The following is a 21,674-nucleotide window of genomic DNA, read 5'->3' as shown; positions in this document are numbered from 1 at the left end:
GTTACGATAATCTTCTAATGCCATTTGTAATATATGCTTATCACCGAAGCAGTGAAATGGAAGTAAGAAGATTGCACCTTTCATGATGCAAGAAAAAGTTCAAAATTATTATTGACATATGCCCATAATAGGATTATCATGAGTTATGGGCATAAGTCATTAACCGACTCGCAAACCTAATTGAAAAGGAGATTGATTTTCATGAAAATTGCAGTATCTGCAACAGGGATTACAATGGATAGCCAGATGGATCAGCGGTTCGGACGAGCGGCAAGCTTCATTATAGTTCAAACAGAAACGATGGAATTTGAAGCACTGGATAACACCGCGTCGGCATCTGCGGGCGGAGCCGGGATCTCGGCTGCTCAGATGATCGCGGATAAGGATGTCAAAGCGATTATCACGGGCAATGTCGGCCCTAACGCCATGAACGTGCTCAAAGCCGCAAGTATAGAAATATACAAAGGTCACAATGCTTCCGTAAAAGAGAATGTCGAACAATACAACAAAGGGACGCTCGAAAAAACCCAAACCACAGTACCGTCACACTTTGGCATGGGATTGAAATCATGAAGATAGCGGTACTAAGCGGAAAAGGCGGCACCGGGAAAACGACAGTCGCTGCAAGCCTTGCTGTTGCGCTGAGCAACAGCCAATATATTGATTGCGATGTTGAGGAACCCAACGGCGCACTGTTTTTAAGGCCTGAAATCAACGAAACAATTCCCGTCAATGTTCTGGTACCCAAGGTCGATGAAGAGAAATGCGATGGGTGTGGAGCCTGCGCAAAAGCTTGCCGGTTCAATGCCCTTGCAGTCGTTAAGAAAAAGGTGCTCCTATTTCCTGAGGTGTGTCATCACTGCGGCGCGTGTGCGATTGCATGTCCACAAAAAGCGATCACAGAAGTGCAAAGAGAAATCGGTGTTGTGGAAGCGGATAAAGACGGACATTTTTTGCAGGGCAGGCTCAATATCGGAGAGCCAATCACAATACCGATCATACAAAAATTAAAGCAATGTATGCGAAAGGACGCAATCAATATTCTTGATTGTTCTCCGGGTGCGTCCTGTACTGTCGTGCAAACAATCGACAGCTGCGATTATTGTATCCTGGTGACCGAACCGACACCTTTTGGTCTGCATGATCTGAAGATTGCTGTTGCGCTGGTAAGGAAAATGAACATACCTTTCGGCGTTGTACTGAATAAAGCAATGGATGAGGATCAAAGCATTCAAACCTATTGCATGCAAGAGAAAATACCCGTATTGATGGAGATACCGTTTTTACGGGAGATCGCTGAAAACTATTCAAAAGGTTTACTGCCAGTGCAGATGGATGCGGAATGGGGCTATCAATTCATGCAGATGTTTTCCAGGATCAATGGAGGTGAAGCGCTGTGAAGCAGGTCGTATTCATCAGCGGCAAAGGCGGAACGGGGAAAAGCACGATCGTCGCTTCGCTGAGCCTTCTCGTAAAGAATAAGATCATGGCGGACTGCGATGTGGACGCGCCTAATCTGCATCTGCTGATCAAAGGTGAACGGTTGCGTAAGAATGATTATTATGGCGCTGAGTGTGCAGTCATCGATACGGACAAGTGTATATCTTGTGGCATTTGCAGGGAAACATGCCGGTTTGACGCGATTTCTGATGACATAAAAATTGTGCCGATGAAATGCGAAGGATGCGGGGCTTGTACACTTGTTTGTCCGCAGGAAGCAATTTCACTGATGGATGTGAAAATCGGAAAAACCTATGTAGATTACACAGACCGCGGCATATTCTCCCATGCGCTTCTGGATATCGGCGCGGAAGGTTCCGGGAAACTGGTAACGGAGGTCAAGGAAAATCTATTCGCCTTTATCAACGGAGAAGAATGGGCGCTGATCGATGGTTCTCCGGGTATCGGATGTTCTGTTATTGCATCTATCACAGGTGCTGATGCGGTTGTTGCGGTATGCGAGCCTACGAAATCAGGGCAAAGCGATTTGGAAAGAGTGCTCGGCGTAGCAAGACATTTCGGGATTCCCGCATTTGTATGTATCAATAAGTATGACTTAAATCTCGAAATCACCGAAGAGATCCAAGCGTTTTGCGAAAGAAACGAGTTCTCTTTGATCGGTAAATTGCCATTCGAGCCAGCCATTGTAAAAGCGCTGCAGACGCTGAAAACTCCAGTTGAAGCCGGTATTGAAAATATCGTGACAGCGATTGAGCATGTATGGAGTGAATTGAAAACGCAGCTTGCCACGCAATAAAAATAGCAGGAGGAAATAACATGTATATCGCGATTGCAACAGACGGAGGCTCCGTATCGCCGCACTTTGGAAGATGCCAGACATATACGCTGGTCGATATTGCGGACGGCATAATAAAGTCTAAAAAGGAAGTCAACAACCCGGGGCACGAGCCAGGTGCCATCCCTCAGTATTTACACAACCTAGGCGCTAAATGCATTGTATGCGGCGGCATGGGAGGACGGGCCATGGGTTTTTTTGAAGAGCTTGGGATGGAAATACAGACTGGTGTGACGGGAAAGATTGATGAAGTGATTGATGCGCTTGGCAAAGGAACGCTTGCCGGAGGGAAAAGCGCGTGTACACCGGGTGCGGGACGTGGGTATGGCATTGAAAAAACGGAATGTGACCATCCCCATGAAGAAATATAAAGGAGGTTGAACATGATGCCAAGAGGAGATGGAACAGGCCCTATGGGTCAAGGTCCTGTCGGCGGGGGCAACGCAGGCAGGGGTGGTAGAATCGGCCGGATGGGAGGCAGTATGGCTGCAGGCCCCGGAGGAGTTTGCGTTTGCCCAAAATGCGGTGAGAAAGTATCGCATCAGGTGGGAACGTCTTGCACCTCGCTGTCTTGTCCAAAATGTGGAGCAAAGATGGTCAGAGGCCAGTAACTGCAAAACAGTAAGTGTTGAGTTAAACTAGCACGATTTGTCCCAAACGAAAGTATAGCGGAACCATATTCCGCTCAAAGAGCAAAGGAGGAAACAATTATGCCAAGGGGAGACGGAACCGGACCTATGGGAATGGGTCCGATGACAGGACGAGCCAGGGGCTACTGTGCGGGATTTGCAGCACCCGGATATACAAACATCGGGTTTGGTATGGGGCGCGGGCGTGGCTTCAGAAGGATTTACTTTGCAACCGGCACGCCAGGCTGGGCACGCTACGGTGCTAATCCAAGTGGATTTGCAGCGAATGCCTTTACAGGGGCGATGCCTGATGTGGACGAAAAGCAAGCTCTGCAAAGTCAAGCTGCCTTTTTGGAAAGCCAGTTAACGCAAATACGCAAACGATTGAAAGGCTTTGAAGAAGCCGAGTAACGCACGCAAGCAAAAGAAAAGGAGACGGGAACCCCTATCTCCTTTTCGCATATAGGGAAAGATGCAAATAACGCTGCGGTCTCTCGTAACACATTCAATATACTCTGAGAATCGAAAAGAAGGGGACGCAATTATGTTGGTATTTGGGCCTGTGCCATCTCGGCGGTTGGGGCAAAGTCTAGGCATCAATCACATCCCACCCAAAGCATGCCCCTATTCGTGTGTTTATTGTCAGCTCGGCCGGACAAACCATATGAGCACAAAAAGACGCGATTTTTATATGCCTGAAGAAATATACGCTCAAACCAAGCAAAAGCTATCCGATATAGGCGGGGAACATGTGGATTATCTGACCTTTGTTCCGGATGGCGAACCGACATTGGATATCCATTTAGGACGGCATCTTGATTTACTAAAACCATTTGGCATTAAAACTGCGGTCATCACTAACGCGTCGCTGTTATGGATGGATGACGTTCAAGAGGATTTGATCAAAGCCGACTGGGTATCTGTGAAAATTGACGCGGTCGATCAGGATATCTGGCATAAGATCGACAGACCGCATGGCGCGCTTAGATTGGATAGGATTTTACAGGGTGTGATGGATTTTGCACGAAAATTTGGAGGAACGCTTGTCACAGAAACGATGTTGGTTCATGGGTTGAATGACCATAAGGCGCATATCAAAGAAATCGCGGATTGTATCAGTTGCATCAAACCCGAAAAAGCATATCTGCTTGTTCCAACCAGACCGCCCGCAGAAACAAGCGTTTTTAAACCGACGGAAGAGTCGTTGCGAAATGCGTACGATATATTTCGTCAAAACGATCTTAAAGTGGAATGTATTGCAGGGGATGAAGGCGACAATTTCTATTTTTCAGATGATTTTATCAATGACTTATTGAGCATTACAGCAGTTCATCCGGTGAAAGAAGACGTCGTGCTTGATTTGCTGAAAAGGCAGGGTTTGGACAGATCGGTTATCGATCAGCTTGTCAGTAAACAGATGATCAATTCATACGAATATGAAGGAAAGCGGTTCTATAGAAGGAACCTGTAAATAATGATTGAGTAGGGATCGGTATGGAGATATTTCTTGAGTGCTTACCTTGCATACTGCGGCAGGCACTCCAAGCATCACGGATGTCAACGGATAATATTGCGTTGCAAACGATAATTATGGATGAAGCAATAAGCATCTTAAGCCAATACAAATCCTTTAGGAATTCGCCTGAGGTCGCCAGAGAAATACATCGGATTGTAAAAGAGCAGACAGGGAATGTAGATCCTTATTGTCAGATCAAGCGAAAAGATTTGCAGATGGCGCTTAGCCTCTATCCAAAACTAAAACTGTTCGTTGAAAGCAAAGAAGACCGTTTATATTGGGCGCTGAAAGCCGGTGCAATCGGAAATATGCTTGATTCTGCCTTAGGTTTCGGATACGATATAGAAGGAAGTATGGATGATGAACTGGGCAAGCCTTTTGCTGTTTGTGATGTGTCTATAATGAAACAACGATTAAAAACAGCGAAAAGCCTTTTGGTCATCGGGGATAACGTAGGCGAAACGGTGTTTGACTGTTTGCTTCTGCAACAGCTTCCAAGCCTTGAATTGACGTATGCGGTACGAAGCGCTCCCATCATCAACGACGCAACCATAGAGGACGCACAAGCATCCGGACTGGGTCAATATGCCAGAATTGTTACCACGGGGTGCGGTGCGCCGGGTGTGCTGCTGAATGAGTGCAGCGAAGCGTTCCTGGACATCTTTTACAACGCGGACATTGTGATCAGCAAAGGACAAGGCAATTACGAAACCCTTTCGGATTGTGACAGGGAATTATTCTTTCTGTTGAAAGCCAAGTGCCCGGTGATTGCAGAACTGTTAGGAGTGGGACTAAACGAGTTCGTTTTTAAGTTTATTGAATGTGAGAAAGCCAAAGAATAACACAGCGCTTGCTCAAAAGAATGAAAAGTGAGGTTTCATATGGCAAGACCAACAAAGTGGCGGCAGATTGAGTATATTCCAACTGTTGAGAACTTTATACCGTCGAATCAGCAGAGTACCCAATTTGATGAAAACATATTGAAGCTGGAGGAGCTGGAGGCCATCCGCCTAAAGGATCTGGAAGGCTTGGAACAGGAAGAGTGTGCGGAAAAAATGCAGGTGTCCCGGCCAACTTTCCAGCGGATACTCCTTTTGGCGAGAGAAAAGGTAGCGGATAGTCTGATTCACGGAAAGGCGATTCGTATTGAGGGCGGCAATTTTACGCGCAATATATGTCCGGTCCGATGTCTTGGCTGCGGTCATGAATGGACGGAGAGTTTTGAAAACATGGAGCAGATCGGTGCCGGAGACTATACATGCCCAAAGTGTGGTTCAAAGAATATTGTTTGCGGCCGTGGCAAAAGAGGCGAGTTTTGTAAGGGCCATTGTCACCGCCACGGAAGATATTGATCATCAGGCATACGGAATCATGATTGACATAGGCTCATCAGAATGATACCATAGTTATGGTCTTATGTTCATAATGCGCAGAAAAGTGTTGATGTATGATTGATGGTTTCGATTGCGACAGACGATTTTGTAAATAACGAAAGTATTCTTGCTGAGCATGGACATTCTTTTAATTTAGGTCATAACAAAATCAAGATGCTGTTTGATAACGGGCACCCAGCTGTTTATTACCCTAACGCAGCTATCATTGGAAGCGATCGGCAGAAGGAAATTGCATTGTACTTGCCTTATGGTTAAATGGAAAATGGGAAATTTCTTAAAGCGAATTACTTTATACAGGTTGCTTGAGACGTGTTGGATATTTAACAGCCAAATAAAGGAGCACCTTTCGTGATACATACGTTTTCTATGAACCATCTGAATTTTGTGGTCGACGGAAACAGCGGGAGCATTCATGTTGTGGACGATGTCGGGTTTGACATTATCCGGGATAAACAGGAGCTGCCTTGTGTAGACGAAGTCGTAAAGTCATTATGCAATCAATACAAAAAGGCGGATATTCTTGATGCCTTCACAGAAATAGAGCTGTTGATCAAAGAGGGTTCACTGTTCACGCCTGAAAGCAAGCTCAAAGCCGCCGCGGCATTGAAGCCTGAACATTCTGGAATCAAGGCTCTTTGCCTGCATGTTTCGCATGACTGCAATTTGCGGTGCGAATATTGCTTTGCGAGCAAGGGAGATTATCAAACCGGTCGAAAATTGATGCCAGAGGACGTTGCGTTGAAAGCCACGGATTATCTTGTTGAGCAATCCGGACATAGACATACGATTGAGATAGATTTCTTTGGTGGAGAGCCGCTGCTTAATTTTGAAACTGTAAAAGCTGTCGTTGCGTATGGCAGGGAATTGGAACATCATACAGGCAAGCGTTTCTACTTTACGATAACGACAAACGCAACCTTGCTGAATGATGAACGCATTGATTTCATCAATGAACATATGGACAATGTTGTCATCAGTATTGACGGCCGGAAGGAAATCCATGACGCAGTTCGTCATGATGCGCATGGAAGAGGCAGCTATGATGATATTATCCCGCTTGCCCAGAAGCTGGTGGCTGGAAGGAACGGGAAAAGTTATTTTGTAAGAGGTACCTTTACAACGAAAAACAAGGACTTTTCCCATGATGTCTTTCATTTGGCTGATCTCGGGTTCAAGGAAATATCCGTTGAACCTGTGGTGGGGTCTGGTGATGCAATGTTTATCAAGGAGTCGGACATCCCTGAGATCTTTTCGGAATATGAACGCTTGGCATTGCAGTATTTGGAAAGGATTCGAAACGGGAAACCATTCCGGTTTTATCACTTCAATCTGGATCTTTATAATGGGCCGTGTCTTTTTAAGAGGATCACATCCTGCGGTGCAGGCTTTGAATACTTAGCCGTATCGCCGGATGGAATTATCTATCCCTGTCATCAGTTTGTCGGGCAGGATGAGTTTGTTTTAGGGAATGTGTTTAACGGCATCGAGAATACAGAGTTAGCAGGGAAATTTAAGAATAATACCATTCTTGCCAAGAAGGCTTGTAGCAAGTGCTGGGCAAAACTTTTTTGTTCGGGTGGTTGCCACGCCAATGCTTGGTTTACAAATGGAGATCTGACAATGCCCAATGAAATGTCTTGTGTCCTGCAAAAGAAACGAATTGAATGCGCCATCATGATTCAGTACTTGCTTAAAGCTGAATGTAATGTAACAAATGCAATATAGAAGTAGAGGACGAAACTATATGGGATGCTTTGACTTTTCCGATATTGTGCTTGACCATTTTATGAATCCAAGAAATATTGGCGGCATGGATGATGCAAACGGTATTGGAGCCATTGGTGAACCCAGTTGTGGGGATGCATTAACGATATATATCCAGGTAAACGATAATGTGATTACAGATATCAGCTTTTTAGTCCATGGCTGTGTAGCGGCGATTGCAACAAGTAGTATGACAACAGTACTTGCCAAAGGAAAAACCTTAGAGGAAGCATATCAAATTACAGAAGAAAATATTACTGATGCTATGGGAGGATTACCCGATCATAAGCTTCATTGTTCTTTGCTTGGCCCTGAGGCGCTCAAGAAAGCGATTGACAATTATAGGCAGAATGAAGAACATGATGGTTGGAGGCGCGAGAATGCTTGAGGAAAATAAAAAACATGATAGCGAAAGCTATAAAATAAGTTCTGACTGTTTGCTGAAAAGCAAACACGAGCCTAATTCGATTAAGAACGTCATCGGTGTCGTAAGCGGTAAAGGTGGTGTTGGTAAATCGCTCATCACTTCCATGACAGCGGTGATGCTGCGCCGAAAAGGATATCAGGTCGGTGTCATGGATGCAGATATTACAGGACCTTCTATACCGAAAATATTTGGTGCAGAAGATCTTAAGCCGGATAATAGGGAAAAGGGTCTTTTCCCTATCCGCACACAAAGCGATATTAAACTGATGTCAATAAACCTGCTACTCAATAGAAAAGACGACCCTGTAATCTGGCGTGGCCCTCTAATTGCAAAAACGGTCAAACACTTTTGGACTGATGTAGTCTGGGGAAATTTAGATTATTTGCTGATCGATATGCCGCCGGGTACTGGTGATGTCCCTCTTACTATATTTCAATCAATTCCCCTCAACGGTATTATCATTGTCACTTCTCCTCAGGATCTTGTCTCGCTGATCGTCAGGAAAGCCTATAGAATGGCAAAGGTCATGAATATCCCGGTACTGGGATTCGTTGAAAACATGAGCTATGCAGTTTGTCCAAAGTGTGGTGATCATATTGATATCTTTGGAAAAAGCAAAGCAACAAGGGTTGCCCGAGAAATGGGAATTCCCTTACTTGGCCAAGTGCCGGTTGACCCGGAACTTGCTGCTATATGTGACAAGGGTGAGATTGAGATGATGCGAAAAAACTATCTGTGCGAAGTTGAGGAATTATTGGGCAACCTACATGCTGGGGGGAAAAATCATGAGTGAGCTGATGCCCAAAATTGAGACTGCAATAACGATAAGGTATGCTGAAACGGATCAAATGGGAATTGCCCATCACTCCAATTATCCGGTGTGGTTCGAAATCGGCAGAACGGATTTCTTCAGACAGATTGGGTTTCCTTATTCCGAAATTGAAAGCAACGGAATTCTTTTACCGCTTACGGATATGAAATGCAAATTCATAAAGCCGGCCAGGTTTGAGGATTCTCTTGTAATTCAAACTTTTATTTATCGTCTTTTACATGTCAGAGTTGGGTTTCATTATGATGTGTATCATAAAGAAACAGGGGCCATGATCGCTACCGGTGAAACAAACCATGGATGGACCGACCGTCAGTTACATCCGATCGGCATTGAAACACGCTTCCCCGCGCTGTATGAAGCGTTGCGGTTCAGCGTAAAAAATGAGTATTGACACTGCAATGCAATATGCATTCCGACCTTCATTATAAACCATCATACTTACATTGAAAGGGACAACATGAGAAAGATAGGGATTATCATATGCGCACGATACCAAAGCTGCGGTGGTGGGAAATGCTTGAGAGCGTTAAGGGAAAGGGTAGGCGGATTTTCGATATATTCTCCTGAAGAAGAAGTCGAGTTGGTTGGGTATTCCTTTTGCGGTGGTTGCCCGGGAGGAAATATTGAATACGTCCCGGAAGAGATGATCAAAAATGGAGCGGAAGCCATTCATCTTGCAACCGGACTCGTGGTAGGATACCCACCTTGCCCCTATATCATTGCATTCAAAGCTTTGATTGAATCAAAGCACCAAATAAAGGTTGTCGTGGGAACACATCCGATCCCTATGAAGTATGCTGTCGCGCATAGAAACCTGCCTTTTTGGGATGAAGCCAAAATGGATAGCGTTGCACCTGAACTCTTTCGTGACTCTGAGCCGGTCATGAAAGCCTACGATTAGTGAAAGGAAAACACAATGACAAAAAAAGCATCTAATTTCAGGTCTTGCCTCCAGCCAACAACCAAGGTCCTCGTTTCGTGCAGAGGATTGAATGGAGAAAACAATGCTCTGGCGGTCGGCTACTGCTGCAATTGCAGTTATGATCCGCCAATGGTGATGGTGGGGATTGTCCCTTCCCGTTATTCTTATAAGTTGATCAAGGAATCAGGGTGCTTCGTTGTCAATCTTGTGGGTAAAGACAACAAAGAGTTGTTTGACTATCTTGGATCCCATAGTGGCAGAGATGAGGATAAGCTTAAGGCAATCGGAGCCAAAATAGGGGAAGCGATAAAAATCAATGCACCCATACTCGAGGATTGTCCTGTCAATATTGAATGTACGATCGTTGATTCCCTCGTCACCGGTTCGCATCATATGTTTGTCGGCAAAGTGGACTATGTCCACGCTATTGAAGCCTTGGTAAAAGCAAATGGAGACTTGGATTTCAGCACAATGAAGTTTCTATAATTCTGAAGTTTTGATTGGGCTGTGACAGCAGGGCGAATGTCAGCACCTTCTCTTAACAATCCTTGACTTGTCACTCATTAACATAGCAATATAATGAAGGGTAATAGAGTTTTACGTGGCTTGGTGTAAAGAAAAATATACTATGCCAAAAATGGCACATTTACAGGCGTTGTGGTGCCTGATAAACTACTACCATACGGCTAAAACTCGTGGTCAAAAATGATATCACCAATCTGGATGAATTGATTGTTGAAACGTGGCCCTTACCGGCTGGACGGGCGGACTTTTTAAGATGCTATCGCCTAAGAAGACCAGATGGAACCTTATTAATTGAGGCGATTAGCCAATGGGTGATTATCGACAGTCGAAATAATATGATTCAAAGAGGATCGTGTGTTTCCTATGGAGAAGATAAAGAATTCTATGACGATATGGTTTTGGAGGGAAAGATAGATAAGCTCGATGATTTTGCTTTATCGAATAAGGGCGAAGAGTATACTTATGCTGTGGAATATGGAGATATCGATCATAATCTTCATATGAATAACACCAAGTATTGTTTGGCCATCAGTAATTTTCTTAAACCAAGTCCGGACGTCATTCTTAAAGAGTATCAAATTGACTATTTGCACGAGACGAGATATCAAGGAAAACTATCCTTTTTTAAATCTGTCGGGGAAAAGGTCGCATTGGTTGAAGGCTATCACGATGGCAAGATTTCTACGCGGGCCGAAATTCATTATCAGAAAGTGAAGTAGATAATATGAATGATTACACGATTACAATTATAGGTATTGTTGTTTTAGCCTTGTCAACCCCTCTAGGGGCGGCGATGATTTTCTTTTTTAAAAACCGAATTCCCCCTAAACTCGACACCATTTTTCTTGGCTTTGCGGCCGGAGTTATGATTGCCGCCTCGATATGGTCACTTCTTAATCCCGCCATTGAGCAAAGCAGTGCCTGGGGTCAATGGTCCTTTGTTCCGGCGGCTGGGGGATTTATTCTCGGAGGATTGTTTCTTCTTTTGATGGATAGAGTTATTCCGCATTTTCATAGTGCCACCAATGAAGAAGAAGGAATCTCCACAAAAAATTTAAAGCGGTCATGGAAACTTTTCTTGGCGATGACCATCCATAATATTCCTGAAGGATTGTCGGTTGGTTTTGCTTTTGGCGTGGCTTTAGCAATGAAGGATAACCCCAACCCTTCAGTAACTGTTTTAGGAGCGCTCGCGCTTTCAATCGGTATTTCCATTCAGAATTTCCCAGAGGGGGCCTCGGTATCTTTACCGATGGCGGATGTTCTCAAGAGTCGTAAGAAAGCATTTTTAATGGGCGCTCTCAGCGGAATCGTAGAACCAATTTTTGCTATTATTGGCGTTTTATTAGCTTCATCGATTACAGCATTGATGCCGTGGCTCCTCTCTTTTGCGGCCGGAGCGATGATGTTCGTGGTGGCGGAAGAATTGATTCCCGGTGCCCATATTGAAAAATACGAGCATCTCGGAACATTTGGCGTTATGGCAGGCTTCGTTATCATGATGATTTTAGATGTTGCTCTTGGATAAACAATCACAATATTTCATCTTTACCTTTACTCTAGTTGTGTTATTATTATCTAGCGCATGCGCCCGTAGCTCAGTTGGATAGAGTACAACCCTCCGAAGGTTGGGGTCACACGTTCGAATCGTGCCGGGCGCACCATTTAGACATTAAAGTATGCTATCCATCAGCATACTTTTTTATTTGATTCATAAAGTCATAAAATAGAAGTTAATGTAATGCATTTTATCACGGATTTAGCTTCTTAAATTTAGGTATATTTTGTTCTAAAACGTTGCTAATATAGTTCAAATCAACTAACCTTACAAAGGGAAGGAAAAATAAAATGATTGATCAAATTGAAGACAAACTTAGCAAGTTTGAATTGGATACACAAAAACTTTTTTTGAAACTTCGCAAACTCATATTTAAGTGTGAGCCTCAGGTGGAAGAACAGATGTGGGCGGGACTACCATCCTATTACTTTGGTGATTGTTTTATTCGACTGATTCCTTTTGCAAACTACGTGAATATCGAAGCGAGTGGCATTAGAAAGCACATAGAGGAATTAAGCGGTTATAAATTGACGCCCAAGAAAATGCTTAAATTAAGCACTGGTGAGAATATTCCTTGGGAATTAATGATTAAAATTTTCGATGAAACTTTGCATAAATAAATGCAAAATCACAAAAAAATCTTTTGATAAGCACTCAAATGAGTAATTGAATGTTTTTTCAATTGTTTAATTGATTTTTTTTATATATAATAATTCCGCTGCCTCCGTGGTGAAATTGGTAGACGCAATGGACTCAAAATCCATCGGTTAACAGCCATGCCGGTTCGACTCCGGCCGGAGGCACCATATCATGCCGACTTAGCTCAATCGGTAGAGCAACTGAATCGTAATCAGTAGGTTGGGGGTTCAATTCCTCTAGTCGGCACCATTAGTCTTGTGAACCGCCAAAAGGGCGGTTTTTTATATTAGTCAATATATTTGGCATAAGCACATTGTTAGTCATATTTAACTATCGCATCTATAATGACAATGTATTCATTATAAATAATGAATAAGGAGGAAATATGCGAAAAGGAAATAAGGTAAGCATCATTGGGGCGGGATTTGTCGGTAGTGCCATCACCTTTGCCATTATGGATTCAGGGCTAGCCAGTGATATTGTTCTTGTTGATATGAATAAGGAAAAGGCCGAAGGAGAAATAATGGATATTTCCCACGGAGCGGCCTTCGTCAAATCAGTTGATATGAAAGCAGGAGATTATCCTGATCTTACTAACAGTGATATTGTCATTATAACGGCTGGTGCCGCTCAAAAGCCGGGTGAAACAAGATTAGATTTAATCAATAAAAATGCGGCAATATTTAAATCTATTGTTCCACAAGTGGTTAAATATGCTCCGGAAGCAATTATACTAGTCGTCTCTAACCCGGTCGATGTTTTATCGTTTGTTGCCTACAAATTGAGCGGGCTCCCAGCCAACCGGGTGCTTGGAAGCGGAACGGTTCTTGATTCATCGCGTTTGCGCTTTGCTTTGGCTAAGGAATTTGATCTCGATGCCCGCAATGTCCATGCCCATATTGTCGGAGAACACGGAGATAGCGAATTTCCCAATTGGTCAGCGGCCCTAATTGGCAGCATGAAGTTGGCAGATTATTGCCAAGAACACAATATTAATCTTGCGAGTTTGGAGGAGCGCATTTCAAAACAGGTTCGAGAGTATGCTTATCGGATTATTGAGAAAAAAGGATACACAAATTATGCGATTGCGCTAGCGGTAAGAAGAATTGTTGAAGCGATATTGCGCGATGAGAATTCAGTATTGTCGGTTTCCACGCTGGATGAAACGGGATCGGCCTATTATTCCGTACCGACTGTTGTTGGTAAAAATGGGAAAATTATGAACCTAGTGCCAAAGATGAACGATGAAGAAAGTTTGAAACTTGCCGAAAGTCGCCAGGTGCTTAAGGAAACGATAGCCAAAATCGAACTTTAAAATAGTTAAATTCTAAATTTCGTTGATTAATATCATTGGAATTTTTATTCAATTGCTTTATTTAAATAACCTAGATTTACTTTTTATCCCTTTGGCAAAAATATCCTTGCAATGCGCTATATTAATATATATAATTACTAACGCAAGCCAGTTGCAATGGGTATTTAGCTCAGCTGGGAGAGCATCTGTTTGACGTACAGAAGGTCGGGGGTTCGATCCCCTCAGTACCCACCATTGAAGTCTTGTTCACTAATTTAGCGGTTGATAATCGATTTCTTAGTGATTAAATAATTAGGAAGGTCACCCGACCTTCCTTTTTTAGTCGGTAATGCAATCTTTTGTCAAATAAATGTAATTATTCACTAATGACAATGCAAGCCAAGTTGTTTTTTGCTAAAATCAGCATGTGAGGTTAATGTATGCCAGAACGTTATTTATTAGAATCAGTTTATAATTTTCGGGATATCGGGGGATATCCTTTATTAAATGGAAAACGTACAAAATACGGAGTTTTATTTCGCTCAGGATCACTCAGTTATGCAACAAAAGAAGACGTTAAGAAAATTGAAGATATCGGTATTAAAACGATTATCGATTTACGGGGCGATAAAGAGCACAATGAATTACCCGATCTAACTCAAGCCAGCAAAAAAATCACCGCGTATCATTTACCGGTTAATGGCGGGGGGCGCGTGCCGGTTGACGAAGATGATATGCTTGCGAGTTACATGGAAATGGTGGAAGAGCCGGTATCGGCCCGTGCAATTTTTTCTACGATTGCCCATGCCGAAAAGCCTATTCTCATTCACTGTACGGCCGGCAAAGATCGGACGGGTGTATTTACGGCCCTTTTGCTCGCTTTAGCAGGAGTTACCCACGATGACATCAATGCCGATTACTTACTATCGATTCCTTATCTACGGGCCATGATGAGCCTAACGCTAGACCGCCATCCCGATTTTCCCCGCGCCTGCCTTTTTCCCAAAGCCGATTTTCTCAGTAAATTTTGGAATGAGTTTAGAGGCCGATACGGACTGGTGAGCGAATATTTGGATTATATTGGCCTCAGTGGAGAAGAAATCGACATTTTGTCTCATCTATTAAAGTAAAAAATATAGTTAACGTTAAGCGCTTACTTAAATTGTTAAACTTTGCTTTTCCTCTTTTGTTTTTGTGATATAATTTTGATGAAAACAAATCGTGGAGGATTATATGAACAAAAAATGGCCGAAAATATTCGGTATTACTTTGGCTACTTTAGCTCTTACGGGATGTACTTTATTTACGAATGCCAACAACTATGCTAATTCATTTAACGAAACGGCTTTTAGATATGTGACGGCGACAGGATCATTATCTTTTTCCGCGGTGGGCGAAAATATAATCGTCTCTTTTACCGATGAAGATACAGGGTTAACTGTGCAACTTGATAATGAAGAGAAAGTGGCTTCATTCGGTATCGCCAAAGTCGCTTTTGATGACATGCGGTTTGATGGCAATGATTTGGTGGCTAAGGGAGACTACTCTCGTTTTTCTATCGTTGACAATGAACTTTTTTATAAGGATATTACCAGCATTGCCAAAACTAGTACTATCCCCTACACCCAATATAAATATTCCTCTAAAGAAGTGACTGTTTCCGATGCCCGTGCTTTACGGGTGACATGGGTAAACGATGATTTAAAAAGTTCTCTTCCCAATGGCTTTGGGGATTATACCAATGTTACTGTCGGCGATTATTTAAATATATACATTGAGACTTCAGCGACCGGGACAATTGGCGAAGAGGTAAAGCCGTTTATTTCCGAAGATATCGCCGGAGCTCTTTTCGCTGAAACGGTGACAACGGGAGACGAAAATGATGCGACCGTAGTTACCAATGTCTATTTTGCCGATGAAACGGATACTGCAAACAAGTTTCTACTGGAGGATCAAAGTTCGACGACCACGGTAATTGAATATCGCTACTTTGATTTAATCGATGCGGAAGGCAATGTTTTGCTTGCTAGTCCATCCAGTGCCAACTTTGAGATGGTAGAGGACAGTCTATATTACATTGTCAGCGATGGCACGACGGAAACAGCGCGTTATTCAATTTCGTTAACTGGAGCGGTTTTAGAAAAAATCGTTACCATTGATCCGATTGTTAATGGCTACCTAGTTGCTCCGGATACAACGCTGGTTGCGGGAGCGTTTAATGGAATTCATATTCTAGCTAGTTTGGTTGAAGCTTAACCCGACAATAAAATATTAAAAGGTCACTGTCGGTGACCTTTTCTTATTGCGCATATTTTTGTCAACATATATAATGGCTTTGCTGCAGTCGTAGTTCAGTGGTAGAACTTCAGCTTCCCAAGCTGACTATGCGGGTTCGATTCCCGTCGACTGCTCCAAAAACATATTGAATTAGTAATTAATTGGCAAAAATCAGTCAAAAGTGACTGATTTTTGGTTATTTAGGGCTTAATAATTATGGTTCAAATCCGACTTGCGGCAGACATCATTAATCAAAATGGGATTTGTGACACGGGTTTGAACTGAGGATGATTAAGTTCTGACACGAGTATGAACATATTTCATATGAAATATTAAAAATCCAAATTATTGAAACAAAATCGTCTAAAATCATGAAATAGACTATTATTTTGGATACCTGTCATTTTTATGAAAAAACCGCCTCTGATAGAGATTGTCCGTTATTAAATCACACATTTAATATTAATTAGTTTATAAACAATCTATACTTAACTGCCCTAGTAGTGGTTTTATGTTTTGTGTTAAAATATTGTCAAATATTGACAAGAAGCATGTTAAATAACAAAAATCTTATTATTAATTTTGAAAAAATGCTTTATATAGGATTACAATTTAGTAGCGATGAAATGGGAACAAAAATGAACTTAACCAATATTGAGCAACTGATTGATAAGCAAATAGACACAAATTACAAAATAAATATTTTTGAGCATGAATTGGCAGGCATTGATTCCGAATTAATCGCGGGTTTAAAAAAGTCTTTCTTATCGAAAGCGAGTAAGAAGGCCATTCTAGAATATTGCACGGCTCGTTTTATGCAAAAACTCTTTAAATACAATCAATATATCAATTTCAGTGATGATGATTTTGCCGCCTTAAGCGATGTATATGCAGAAACGCTAGAAGAAATAGTCCATAGAAAACGTCTATCTAAAAAAACAATCGAAAGCAATCATTTCTTAAGAATAGAAGCTTTTTTATTACGCACAAATCCATTTTTAAAAGAGATAAGCAAAGATGGAATTAAAACTTTTGCAAACGAAGAATACTCCGCTGGTTTTCAAGCGGAGATACTAGGTTTAGACAAGCATCATATAACGGGGCCAATTTTAGATATCGGATGTGGGCAAAACTTTAATTTAGTTAATCACCTAGAAGAATTAGGAATAGAAATATATGGCCTAGATCGATATGATTCAAAGCAAGAGAATATTTTAAAATCTAACTTCTTATCGTTTGATTATGGCACAAATAAATGGCAGTTTATTTTGTCTAACATGGCATTTTCAAATCATTTTAACCGCCATTTAGCTTTTAATGATGAAGAAGTTGAAAAATACGCTGAAGCATACTTCAAAATCCTTAATTCCTTGAAAGTTGGGGGAAAGTTTATTTATGCGCCAAGTATAATCGCAATCGAAAAATTATTAGACAAGAAAAAATTTTCTGTTTTTAATGAAGAGATTGGCTATGGTCTGTCTAGAACGATAATTGAAAAAGTAACAAATTAATGTCGGAGGTTGCAATGGACACAAAAAATAACATAAATATTGAATCGTATAATGCAATTGTCGATGATTGGGCTTCGATAAGAAATAGCAAGGAAGTAAACCAGTGCATTAAAGATTTTTGTAAACTTCTACCATCAAAGGCAAGCGTATTGGATGTCGGCTGTGGAACGGGAAAGCCCATAGACGTCTATCTTTCGGACAGCAAATTCAAGGTAGTGGGAATTGACATATCCAATAAGATGATAGATTTTGCTAAGGAATTGAATCTAGAGAACACCATATTTATTAATACGGACTTTTTAGACTATAAAAATGATGATAAATTTGACGCGATTATTGCTTTTGATAGTATTTGGCATATAGATCTTGATGACCAATTATCGATATACAAAAAGTTTGCTTCCCTATTAGTTGACGATGGCTATTTGCTTTTTACCCATGGAATTAGGCATGAAACTATTTTAGGAAAAATGTTTTCACATAGTTTTTCTTATAGTGCCTTGGCAAAAGATGAACTCAAAAAGGCCCTGATGGATAATAATTTTTCTATCATATCTTGGTATGAAAACTATGAAGAGAAAACAACGGGGACTAGAGATCTTTTAGTTATAGCTCAAAAAAGAACAAGTCATTTAAAATAACTAATCTAAGTCCGCAAAATATACCATAAATCCTTGCTACAATAATTATTGCATAGCTTTAAACAACTCAATTGTGCAAATTGACGAAAAAGTTCATTTATTTACGTAGAAAATATTTAATCATTTTTACTAATTTGCTAAACTTAAAATATAAACGTGAATAACTTGTTTAGTTACTCCGAATTGGAGGATGTTATGGAAAATTTTCGCGATCAATGTATCGATTTATTAGAGACCCGAGGGGTTACTTTGGAAGATATTGCTGAATGTGCCCGCTACTTACAGCAAGATTATCATATCGACTTAAAAAAAGAAGAATTGATGGATTCGGTTCTGAGCGTTATCGATAAACGAGAAGTTCAGTTTGCGATTATGACGGCAATCGAACTCGATATGCTGGCCGAGCAAAGAAAAATGAATAATCCGAAACTGCAGGAGCTGCTCTTGCGTGACGAAGGATTATATGGGGTAGATGAAGTAATAGCCTATGGGATATGCAACCTATATGGCTCCATAGCCCTAACCAATTTTGGCTTTATAGACAAAAACAAATACGGAGTAATCGATAAGCTGAATCGAGCCGGTAAAAACGGAGATCACTGCAATACTTTTATCGATGATATTGTTGGAGCGATTGCCGCATCCGCCGCTTCTCGCTTTGCCCATCGGTGGACAAAGAAAGGAGAAAGCAAATGATCAATATCCTTTATTTGGCCTTACCAAATACTCAATCATTAGATTTTTGGCTTGAATTTGGACTTTCTACGCTTCTTGTGGCCGCTTTGGTTATTTTTGTTTGGCTATTGGTGCGGCGTTGGTTTGCCCGCATCTTTTTTACCTTGGGGGCGGCCGTTTTTGAATTTGCGGTTTTCTTTTCACTTTCGAATTTAGCAATGGCCTCAATGCTCTTTTTGATTTTTCTGGCCACTTTAATTACAATCGCCAATGTTGGTGATTTTCGGATTTTTGCTGCTAACGCTCTTAAAGGGAAAAAATTATCTTTTTTTAGAGTAAAGGGGAAAAGTCGAAACTTTAAAGTCTTTGATAAGGAAGCTTTTTACCACGATATTTTTGCCGCTACTACCAGTCTTTCAAAATCAAAAACCGGAGCAATAATGACTTTTGAAAAAAAGAATCCACTCAATGATTTTATTAAAAACGGAACAATGGTTAATGCTCCAGTATCAAGTGAACTCCTAGTGACAATTTTTTATCCAGGGACGCGTCTTCATGATGGAGCCGTGGTCATTCGCGATAATGTCATTTTGGCGGCCAGTGTCTATTATACGGCGACGACTAAACCGCTGTCAGGAAAGTTTGGAAGCCGGCATCGGGCCGCGATTGGTATCAGTGAAATCACCGATTCCGTTACTGTTGTTGTCAGTGAAGAAACCGGGCGCATTTCAATCGCCTGCGCCGGAGAATTAGAATCGGTTAGCCTTGATAATTTTCCAAGAATATTTCGTGAATATATGGAAGAAGACGGAGACAAGTGATTAAGTTATCATGCAGAGCAAGTATTTTGGAACGGATGGAATCCGCGGCCTGGTCAACGAACAGTTGACGGTCGATATGGCTTATCGCATCGGCCGTTACATCGGTTGTTCATCCAAAAGCCAGCCTCGCCGCATTGTGATTGGACGCGACACTCGAGTCAGCGGTCAACTGCTTTTTAGTGCTCTGGTAACGGGAATTATTGCCAGTGGATCTTGGGTCTACGATATGGGTATTACCACTACTCCGAGTATTTCCTATATCACCCACAAACACCATTTTGATTTTGGTATCATGATAAGCGCCTCACATAACCCATATTATGATAACGGTATAAAAATATTCAGCCATGAGGGCGAAAAAATATCCTCCGCTTTGGAATGTCAAATTGATGAATATATTGACCGCTGCGATGATGACTTGCCTTTCGCCCGAAACGAAAAGATTGGAATTGTTATTGATGGCCTTTATCTAGTGAATGAGTATTTGGATTTTTTGATTGATAAAGCGCATAATTTTAGCAAATTGCGAGTCCTGGTCGATTGCGCTAACGGATCAGCCAGCAAACTGGCACCGATTCTCTTCGCTCGAATAGGCATTCAAACCGATTTTATAAACAACATACCGAATGGGCAGAACATCAATGATTTCTGCGGCTCAACGCACATAAGCACTCTTCAGGAGGCTATGCGAGCTAAAAAATATGATATTGGTTTTAGTTTTGACGGCGATGCCGATCGTCTTCTGGCGGTGGCTCCCAACGGACAAGTGGTCGATGGTGATGCCTTAATATATATCGCTGCCCGCAGTCTTCGCGCCCGCGACAAACTGAATCAAAACACGGTTGTCATGACGGTTATGAGTAATTATGGAACTAAAAAATCCTTAATTGATCAAGGCTTTGCGATTGAAGAAACCGATGTGGGCGACAAGTATGTTCAATCTCTGCTTAAGCAAAAACATCTTTCGCTCGGAGGCGAGCAGAGTGGGCACATTATCTTTATGGATGATTTAAACACGGGAGATGGCTTATTGACCGCGGTTAAAATTTTAAAGGTGATGTGTTCGGAAAATAAAAGTCTGTTGGAATTATTGGAAGGGCTTGAGTATTATCCGCAAAAGCTGATCAACGTTAAAGTCTTCAACAAAAATGCCGTGATGGCCAATGAAGGCCTTCAAAGCATCATTGAAGAAGAAAATAAAAAACTAAAAGGCAAGGGTCGAGTTCTAGTAAGACCGAGCGGAACCGAGCAGTTAATAAGAGTAATGGCGGAAACGCCTTCTATCGAAGAGACGGCCCGCGTTGTCGAGCATATCGCAAATTATATAAATGGACTGGATTATTAAATGGAAAGCAAAAACTACTATGATTTTTTACTAAAAATCAATTCAATCGCACGAATTGGTCTGACTTTCTCGACCGACCCTTACGCGTTGACCAATTATCAGACAATTCTTGATGAATCAAATATGATGATTGAAAGTTTTGAGCATGTCAACCTCACGCCCAATACCATCTTTGAGCGTAGAATTTATCCAACCCCGAACATCAGCGTCCGTACCATTTGTCTTAACGAAAAAGGGCAGGTGCTCTTAGTGCAAGAGGCGAAAGATCAAGGATATTCCCTTCCCGGAGGTTGGTGTGATCTATATGATTCCCCTAGCGAAGCCGCCCGCAATGAGTGTCGGCAAGAGGCGGGAGCCGATGTCGTTATCGAGCGCTTGGTTGGAGTGATTAATCGGACACCATTTGTAAGCCCGGTGAGTGTTCCTGAATATGCGCTTGTATTTAAGGGTAAAGTTCAAGGCTCGCTTCATGAACACGAATATGAAACATTGAATGTGGATTATTTTGATCCTAATGCCCTTCCTACCCTTTCTAAAAAGATGACGGAAGCAGAGATCAAGAGAATTATTTTTGCGGCAATAAACGGAGAAAGTATTTTTGACTGAGA

General features: G+C 41.8%; 28 protein-coding genes, 5 tRNA genes and 1 pseudogene. All 34 read left to right on the top strand.

What is annotated here, in order from left to right; all coding sequences use genetic code 11:
* Nucleotides 1-201 precede the first annotated feature (201 nt).
* The 34 genes and pseudogenes from PKC96_07190 (at nt 202) to PKC96_07025 (ending at nt 21,672) form a co-directional block, all read left to right on the top strand.
* Nucleotides 202-573, top strand: a complete 372-nt coding sequence (locus PKC96_07190) for a NifB/NifX family molybdenum-iron cluster-binding protein (GenBank protein ID HMM01090.1) — start codon at nt 202-204, stop codon at nt 571-573.
* Nucleotides 570-1,400: an ATP-binding protein gene (locus PKC96_07185; protein ID HMM01089.1), complete on the top strand. Its 831-nt coding sequence runs from the start codon at nt 570-572 to the stop codon at nt 1,398-1,400. Before PKC96_07190 ends, PKC96_07185 begins: the two co-directional genes overlap by 4 nt.
* Nucleotides 1,397-2,257: an ATP-binding protein gene (locus PKC96_07180; protein HMM01088.1), complete on the top strand. Its 861-nt coding sequence runs from the start codon at nt 1,397-1,399 to the stop codon at nt 2,255-2,257. Before PKC96_07185 ends, PKC96_07180 begins: the two co-directional genes overlap by 4 nt.
* A 20-nt stretch (nt 2,258-2,277) precedes the next feature.
* Nucleotides 2,278-2,502: pseudogene (locus PKC96_07175) on the top strand (NifB/NifX family molybdenum-iron cluster-binding protein).
* 6 nt (nt 2,503-2,508) lie between these two features.
* Entirely contained in the window at nt 2,509-2,667 is a 159-nt protein-coding gene (locus PKC96_07170; protein HMM01087.1) for a hypothetical protein, read from the top strand.
* 12 nt (nt 2,668-2,679) lie between these two features.
* The gene (locus PKC96_07165) at nt 2,680-2,907 is read left to right on the top strand and encodes a DUF5320 domain-containing protein (protein HMM01086.1); all 228 of its coding nucleotides are present in this window, start codon (nt 2,680-2,682) and stop codon (nt 2,905-2,907) included.
* Nucleotides 2,908-3,006: 99 nt separating this feature from the next.
* Complete coding sequence (locus tag PKC96_07160; GenBank protein HMM01085.1) at nt 3,007-3,336, top strand: DUF5320 domain-containing protein; 330 nt, start codon at nt 3,007-3,009, stop codon at nt 3,334-3,336.
* 133 nt (nt 3,337-3,469) lie between these two features.
* On the top strand, nt 3,470-4,396 hold the full coding sequence (locus PKC96_07155) for a radical SAM protein (GenBank protein ID HMM01084.1): 927 nt from the start codon (nt 3,470-3,472) through the stop codon (nt 4,394-4,396).
* 23 nt (nt 4,397-4,419) lie between these two features.
* Complete coding sequence (locus PKC96_07150; protein HMM01083.1) at nt 4,420-5,283, top strand: ARMT1-like domain-containing protein; 864 nt, start codon at nt 4,420-4,422, stop codon at nt 5,281-5,283.
* 39 nt (nt 5,284-5,322) lie between these two features.
* Nucleotides 5,323-5,793: a DUF134 domain-containing protein gene (locus tag PKC96_07145; GenBank protein HMM01082.1), complete on the top strand. Its 471-nt coding sequence runs from the start codon at nt 5,323-5,325 to the stop codon at nt 5,791-5,793.
* Nucleotides 5,794-5,895: 102 nt separating this feature from the next.
* Nucleotides 5,896-6,090, top strand: a complete 195-nt coding sequence (locus PKC96_07140; protein ID HMM01081.1) for a hypothetical protein — start codon at nt 5,896-5,898, stop codon at nt 6,088-6,090.
* Nucleotides 6,091-6,183: 93 nt separating this feature from the next.
* Nucleotides 6,184-7,560 (top strand): thioether cross-link-forming SCIFF peptide maturase, encoded by a 1,377-nt coding sequence (gene scfB / locus PKC96_07135; protein HMM01080.1) that lies wholly within the window; start codon nt 6,184-6,186, stop codon nt 7,558-7,560.
* 19 nt (nt 7,561-7,579) lie between these two features.
* Nucleotides 7,580-7,987, top strand: a complete 408-nt coding sequence (locus PKC96_07130) for an iron-sulfur cluster assembly scaffold protein (protein ID HMM01079.1) — start codon at nt 7,580-7,582, stop codon at nt 7,985-7,987.
* Nucleotides 7,980-8,819, top strand: coding sequence for an Mrp/NBP35 family ATP-binding protein (locus tag PKC96_07125; protein HMM01078.1), 840 nt, complete (start codon nt 7,980-7,982; stop codon nt 8,817-8,819). The genes PKC96_07130 and PKC96_07125 overlap by 8 nt, the downstream gene beginning before the upstream one ends.
* Entirely contained in the window at nt 8,812-9,249 is a 438-nt protein-coding gene (locus PKC96_07120; protein ID HMM01077.1) for a thioesterase family protein, read from the top strand. Before PKC96_07125 ends, PKC96_07120 begins: the two co-directional genes overlap by 8 nt.
* 66 nt (nt 9,250-9,315) lie before the next feature.
* The gene (locus PKC96_07115) at nt 9,316-9,759 is read left to right on the top strand and encodes a CGGC domain-containing protein (protein HMM01076.1); all 444 of its coding nucleotides are present in this window, start codon (nt 9,316-9,318) and stop codon (nt 9,757-9,759) included.
* 15 nt (nt 9,760-9,774) lie between these two features.
* Complete coding sequence (locus PKC96_07110) at nt 9,775-10,266, top strand: flavin reductase family protein (GenBank protein HMM01075.1); 492 nt, start codon at nt 9,775-9,777, stop codon at nt 10,264-10,266.
* Nucleotides 10,267-10,475: 209 nt separating this feature from the next.
* Nucleotides 10,476-11,024, top strand: coding sequence for a thioesterase (locus PKC96_07105; protein ID HMM01074.1), 549 nt, complete (start codon nt 10,476-10,478; stop codon nt 11,022-11,024).
* Nucleotides 11,025-11,029: 5 nt separating this feature from the next.
* Nucleotides 11,030-11,833 (top strand): ZIP family metal transporter, encoded by an 804-nt coding sequence (locus PKC96_07100; protein HMM01073.1) that lies wholly within the window; start codon nt 11,030-11,032, stop codon nt 11,831-11,833.
* Nucleotides 11,834-11,892: 59 nt separating this feature from the next.
* Nucleotides 11,893-11,969, top strand: a tRNA-Arg gene (locus PKC96_07095).
* Nucleotides 11,970-12,153: 184 nt separating this feature from the next.
* Nucleotides 12,154-12,483: a DUF1801 domain-containing protein gene (locus PKC96_07090; protein ID HMM01072.1), complete on the top strand. Its 330-nt coding sequence runs from the start codon at nt 12,154-12,156 to the stop codon at nt 12,481-12,483.
* Nucleotides 12,484-12,583: 100 nt separating this feature from the next.
* A tRNA-Leu gene (locus PKC96_07085) sits at nt 12,584-12,669 on the top strand.
* 6 nt (nt 12,670-12,675) lie between these two features.
* Nucleotides 12,676-12,751 (top strand) — tRNA-Thr (locus tag PKC96_07080).
* A 136-nt stretch (nt 12,752-12,887) separates the two neighbouring features.
* Nucleotides 12,888-13,817 carry an L-lactate dehydrogenase gene (locus tag PKC96_07075; GenBank protein HMM01071.1) on the top strand — a complete coding sequence of 310 codons (930 nt, stop codon included), beginning with the start codon at nt 12,888-12,890 and terminating at the stop codon, nt 13,815-13,817.
* 158 nt (nt 13,818-13,975) lie between these two features.
* Nucleotides 13,976-14,051 (top strand) — tRNA-Val (locus tag PKC96_07070).
* A 185-nt stretch (nt 14,052-14,236) separates the two neighbouring features.
* Nucleotides 14,237-14,926: a tyrosine-protein phosphatase gene (locus tag PKC96_07065; protein ID HMM01070.1), complete on the top strand. Its 690-nt coding sequence runs from the start codon at nt 14,237-14,239 to the stop codon at nt 14,924-14,926.
* A gap of 103 nt (nt 14,927-15,029) precedes the next feature.
* Complete coding sequence (locus PKC96_07060) at nt 15,030-16,052, top strand: hypothetical protein (protein ID HMM01069.1); 1,023 nt, start codon at nt 15,030-15,032, stop codon at nt 16,050-16,052.
* An 84-nt stretch (nt 16,053-16,136) separates the two neighbouring features.
* A tRNA-Gly gene (locus PKC96_07055) sits at nt 16,137-16,210 on the top strand.
* Between the two features lie 414 nt (nt 16,211-16,624).
* Nucleotides 16,625-17,584, top strand: coding sequence for a hypothetical protein (locus PKC96_07050; GenBank protein HMM01068.1), 960 nt, complete (start codon nt 16,625-16,627; stop codon nt 17,582-17,584).
* A gap of 14 nt (nt 17,585-17,598) precedes the next feature.
* Nucleotides 17,599-18,225: a class I SAM-dependent methyltransferase gene (locus tag PKC96_07045; GenBank protein ID HMM01067.1), complete on the top strand. Its 627-nt coding sequence runs from the start codon at nt 17,599-17,601 to the stop codon at nt 18,223-18,225.
* A 195-nt stretch (nt 18,226-18,420) separates the two neighbouring features.
* On the top strand, nt 18,421-18,921 hold the full coding sequence (locus tag PKC96_07040) for a phosphatidylglycerophosphatase A (GenBank protein ID HMM01066.1): 501 nt from the start codon (nt 18,421-18,423) through the stop codon (nt 18,919-18,921).
* Nucleotides 18,918-19,721 (top strand): DNA integrity scanning protein DisA nucleotide-binding domain protein, encoded by an 804-nt coding sequence (locus PKC96_07035; protein ID HMM01065.1) that lies wholly within the window; start codon nt 18,918-18,920, stop codon nt 19,719-19,721. Before PKC96_07040 ends, PKC96_07035 begins: the two co-directional genes overlap by 4 nt.
* A 10-nt stretch (nt 19,722-19,731) precedes the next feature.
* Complete coding sequence (gene glmM, locus PKC96_07030; protein ID HMM01064.1) at nt 19,732-21,066, top strand: phosphoglucosamine mutase; 1,335 nt, start codon at nt 19,732-19,734, stop codon at nt 21,064-21,066.
* On the top strand, nt 21,067-21,672 hold the full coding sequence (locus PKC96_07025) for an NUDIX hydrolase N-terminal domain-containing protein (protein HMM01063.1): 606 nt from the start codon (nt 21,067-21,069) through the stop codon (nt 21,670-21,672).
* The last annotated feature ends 2 nt before the right edge of the window (nt 21,673-21,674 follow it).

The organism is Bacilli bacterium, from assembly GCA_035326105.1.
Taxonomy (GTDB): domain Bacteria; phylum Bacillota_I; class Bacilli_A; order RFN20; family CAG-826; genus UBA7706.
The sequence above is the reverse complement of the archived record's forward strand: the minus strand, read 5'-3'. Positions and strand labels throughout refer to the sequence as shown.

What these genes read in the sequence shown, in the direction of transcription:
- PKC96_07060 (HMM01069.1), top strand. Translation starts at nt 15,030, where the DNA reads ATGAACAAAAAATGGCCGAAAATATTCGGTATTACTTTGGCTACTTTA.
- PKC96_07075 (HMM01071.1), top strand. Translation starts at nt 12,888, where the DNA reads ATGCGAAAAGGAAATAAGGTAAGCATCATTGGGGCGGGATTTGTCGGT.
- PKC96_07145 (HMM01082.1), top strand. Translation starts at nt 5,323, where the DNA reads ATGGCAAGACCAACAAAGTGGCGGCAGATTGAGTATATTCCAACTGTT.
- PKC96_07150 (HMM01083.1), top strand. Translation starts at nt 4,420, where the DNA reads ATGGAGATATTTCTTGAGTGCTTACCTTGCATACTGCGGCAGGCACTC.
- PKC96_07110 (HMM01075.1), top strand. Translation starts at nt 9,775, where the DNA reads ATGACAAAAAAAGCATCTAATTTCAGGTCTTGCCTCCAGCCAACAACC.
- glmM (HMM01064.1), top strand. Translation starts at nt 19,732, where the DNA reads ATGCAGAGCAAGTATTTTGGAACGGATGGAATCCGCGGCCTGGTCAAC.
- PKC96_07140 (HMM01081.1), top strand. Translation starts at nt 5,896, where the DNA reads ATGGTTTCGATTGCGACAGACGATTTTGTAAATAACGAAAGTATTCTT.
- PKC96_07155 (HMM01084.1), top strand. Translation starts at nt 3,470, where the DNA reads ATGTTGGTATTTGGGCCTGTGCCATCTCGGCGGTTGGGGCAAAGTCTA.
- PKC96_07045 (HMM01067.1), top strand. Translation starts at nt 17,599, where the DNA reads ATGGACACAAAAAATAACATAAATATTGAATCGTATAATGCAATTGTC.
- PKC96_07190 (HMM01090.1), top strand. Translation starts at nt 202, where the DNA reads ATGAAAATTGCAGTATCTGCAACAGGGATTACAATGGATAGCCAGATG.
- PKC96_07065 (HMM01070.1), top strand. Translation starts at nt 14,237, where the DNA reads ATGCCAGAACGTTATTTATTAGAATCAGTTTATAATTTTCGGGATATC.
- PKC96_07120 (HMM01077.1), top strand. Translation starts at nt 8,812, where the DNA reads ATGAGTGAGCTGATGCCCAAAATTGAGACTGCAATAACGATAAGGTAT.
- PKC96_07185 (HMM01089.1), top strand. Translation starts at nt 570, where the DNA reads ATGAAGATAGCGGTACTAAGCGGAAAAGGCGGCACCGGGAAAACGACA.
- PKC96_07050 (HMM01068.1), top strand. Translation starts at nt 16,625, where the DNA reads ATGTTAAATAACAAAAATCTTATTATTAATTTTGAAAAAATGCTTTAT.
- PKC96_07035 (HMM01065.1), top strand. Translation starts at nt 18,918, where the DNA reads ATGATCAATATCCTTTATTTGGCCTTACCAAATACTCAATCATTAGAT.
- PKC96_07170 (HMM01087.1), top strand. Translation starts at nt 2,509, where the DNA reads ATGGAAATACAGACTGGTGTGACGGGAAAGATTGATGAAGTGATTGAT.
- PKC96_07090 (HMM01072.1), top strand. Translation starts at nt 12,154, where the DNA reads ATGATTGATCAAATTGAAGACAAACTTAGCAAGTTTGAATTGGATACA.
- PKC96_07025 (HMM01063.1), top strand. Translation starts at nt 21,067, where the DNA reads ATGGAAAGCAAAAACTACTATGATTTTTTACTAAAAATCAATTCAATC.
- PKC96_07100 (HMM01073.1), top strand. Translation starts at nt 11,030, where the DNA reads ATGAATGATTACACGATTACAATTATAGGTATTGTTGTTTTAGCCTTG.
- PKC96_07160 (HMM01085.1), top strand. Translation starts at nt 3,007, where the DNA reads ATGCCAAGGGGAGACGGAACCGGACCTATGGGAATGGGTCCGATGACA.
- PKC96_07125 (HMM01078.1), top strand. Translation starts at nt 7,980, where the DNA reads ATGCTTGAGGAAAATAAAAAACATGATAGCGAAAGCTATAAAATAAGT.
- PKC96_07040 (HMM01066.1), top strand. Translation starts at nt 18,421, where the DNA reads ATGGAAAATTTTCGCGATCAATGTATCGATTTATTAGAGACCCGAGGG.
- PKC96_07130 (HMM01079.1), top strand. Translation starts at nt 7,580, where the DNA reads ATGGGATGCTTTGACTTTTCCGATATTGTGCTTGACCATTTTATGAAT.
- PKC96_07115 (HMM01076.1), top strand. Translation starts at nt 9,316, where the DNA reads ATGAGAAAGATAGGGATTATCATATGCGCACGATACCAAAGCTGCGGT.
- PKC96_07165 (HMM01086.1), top strand. Translation starts at nt 2,680, where the DNA reads ATGATGCCAAGAGGAGATGGAACAGGCCCTATGGGTCAAGGTCCTGTC.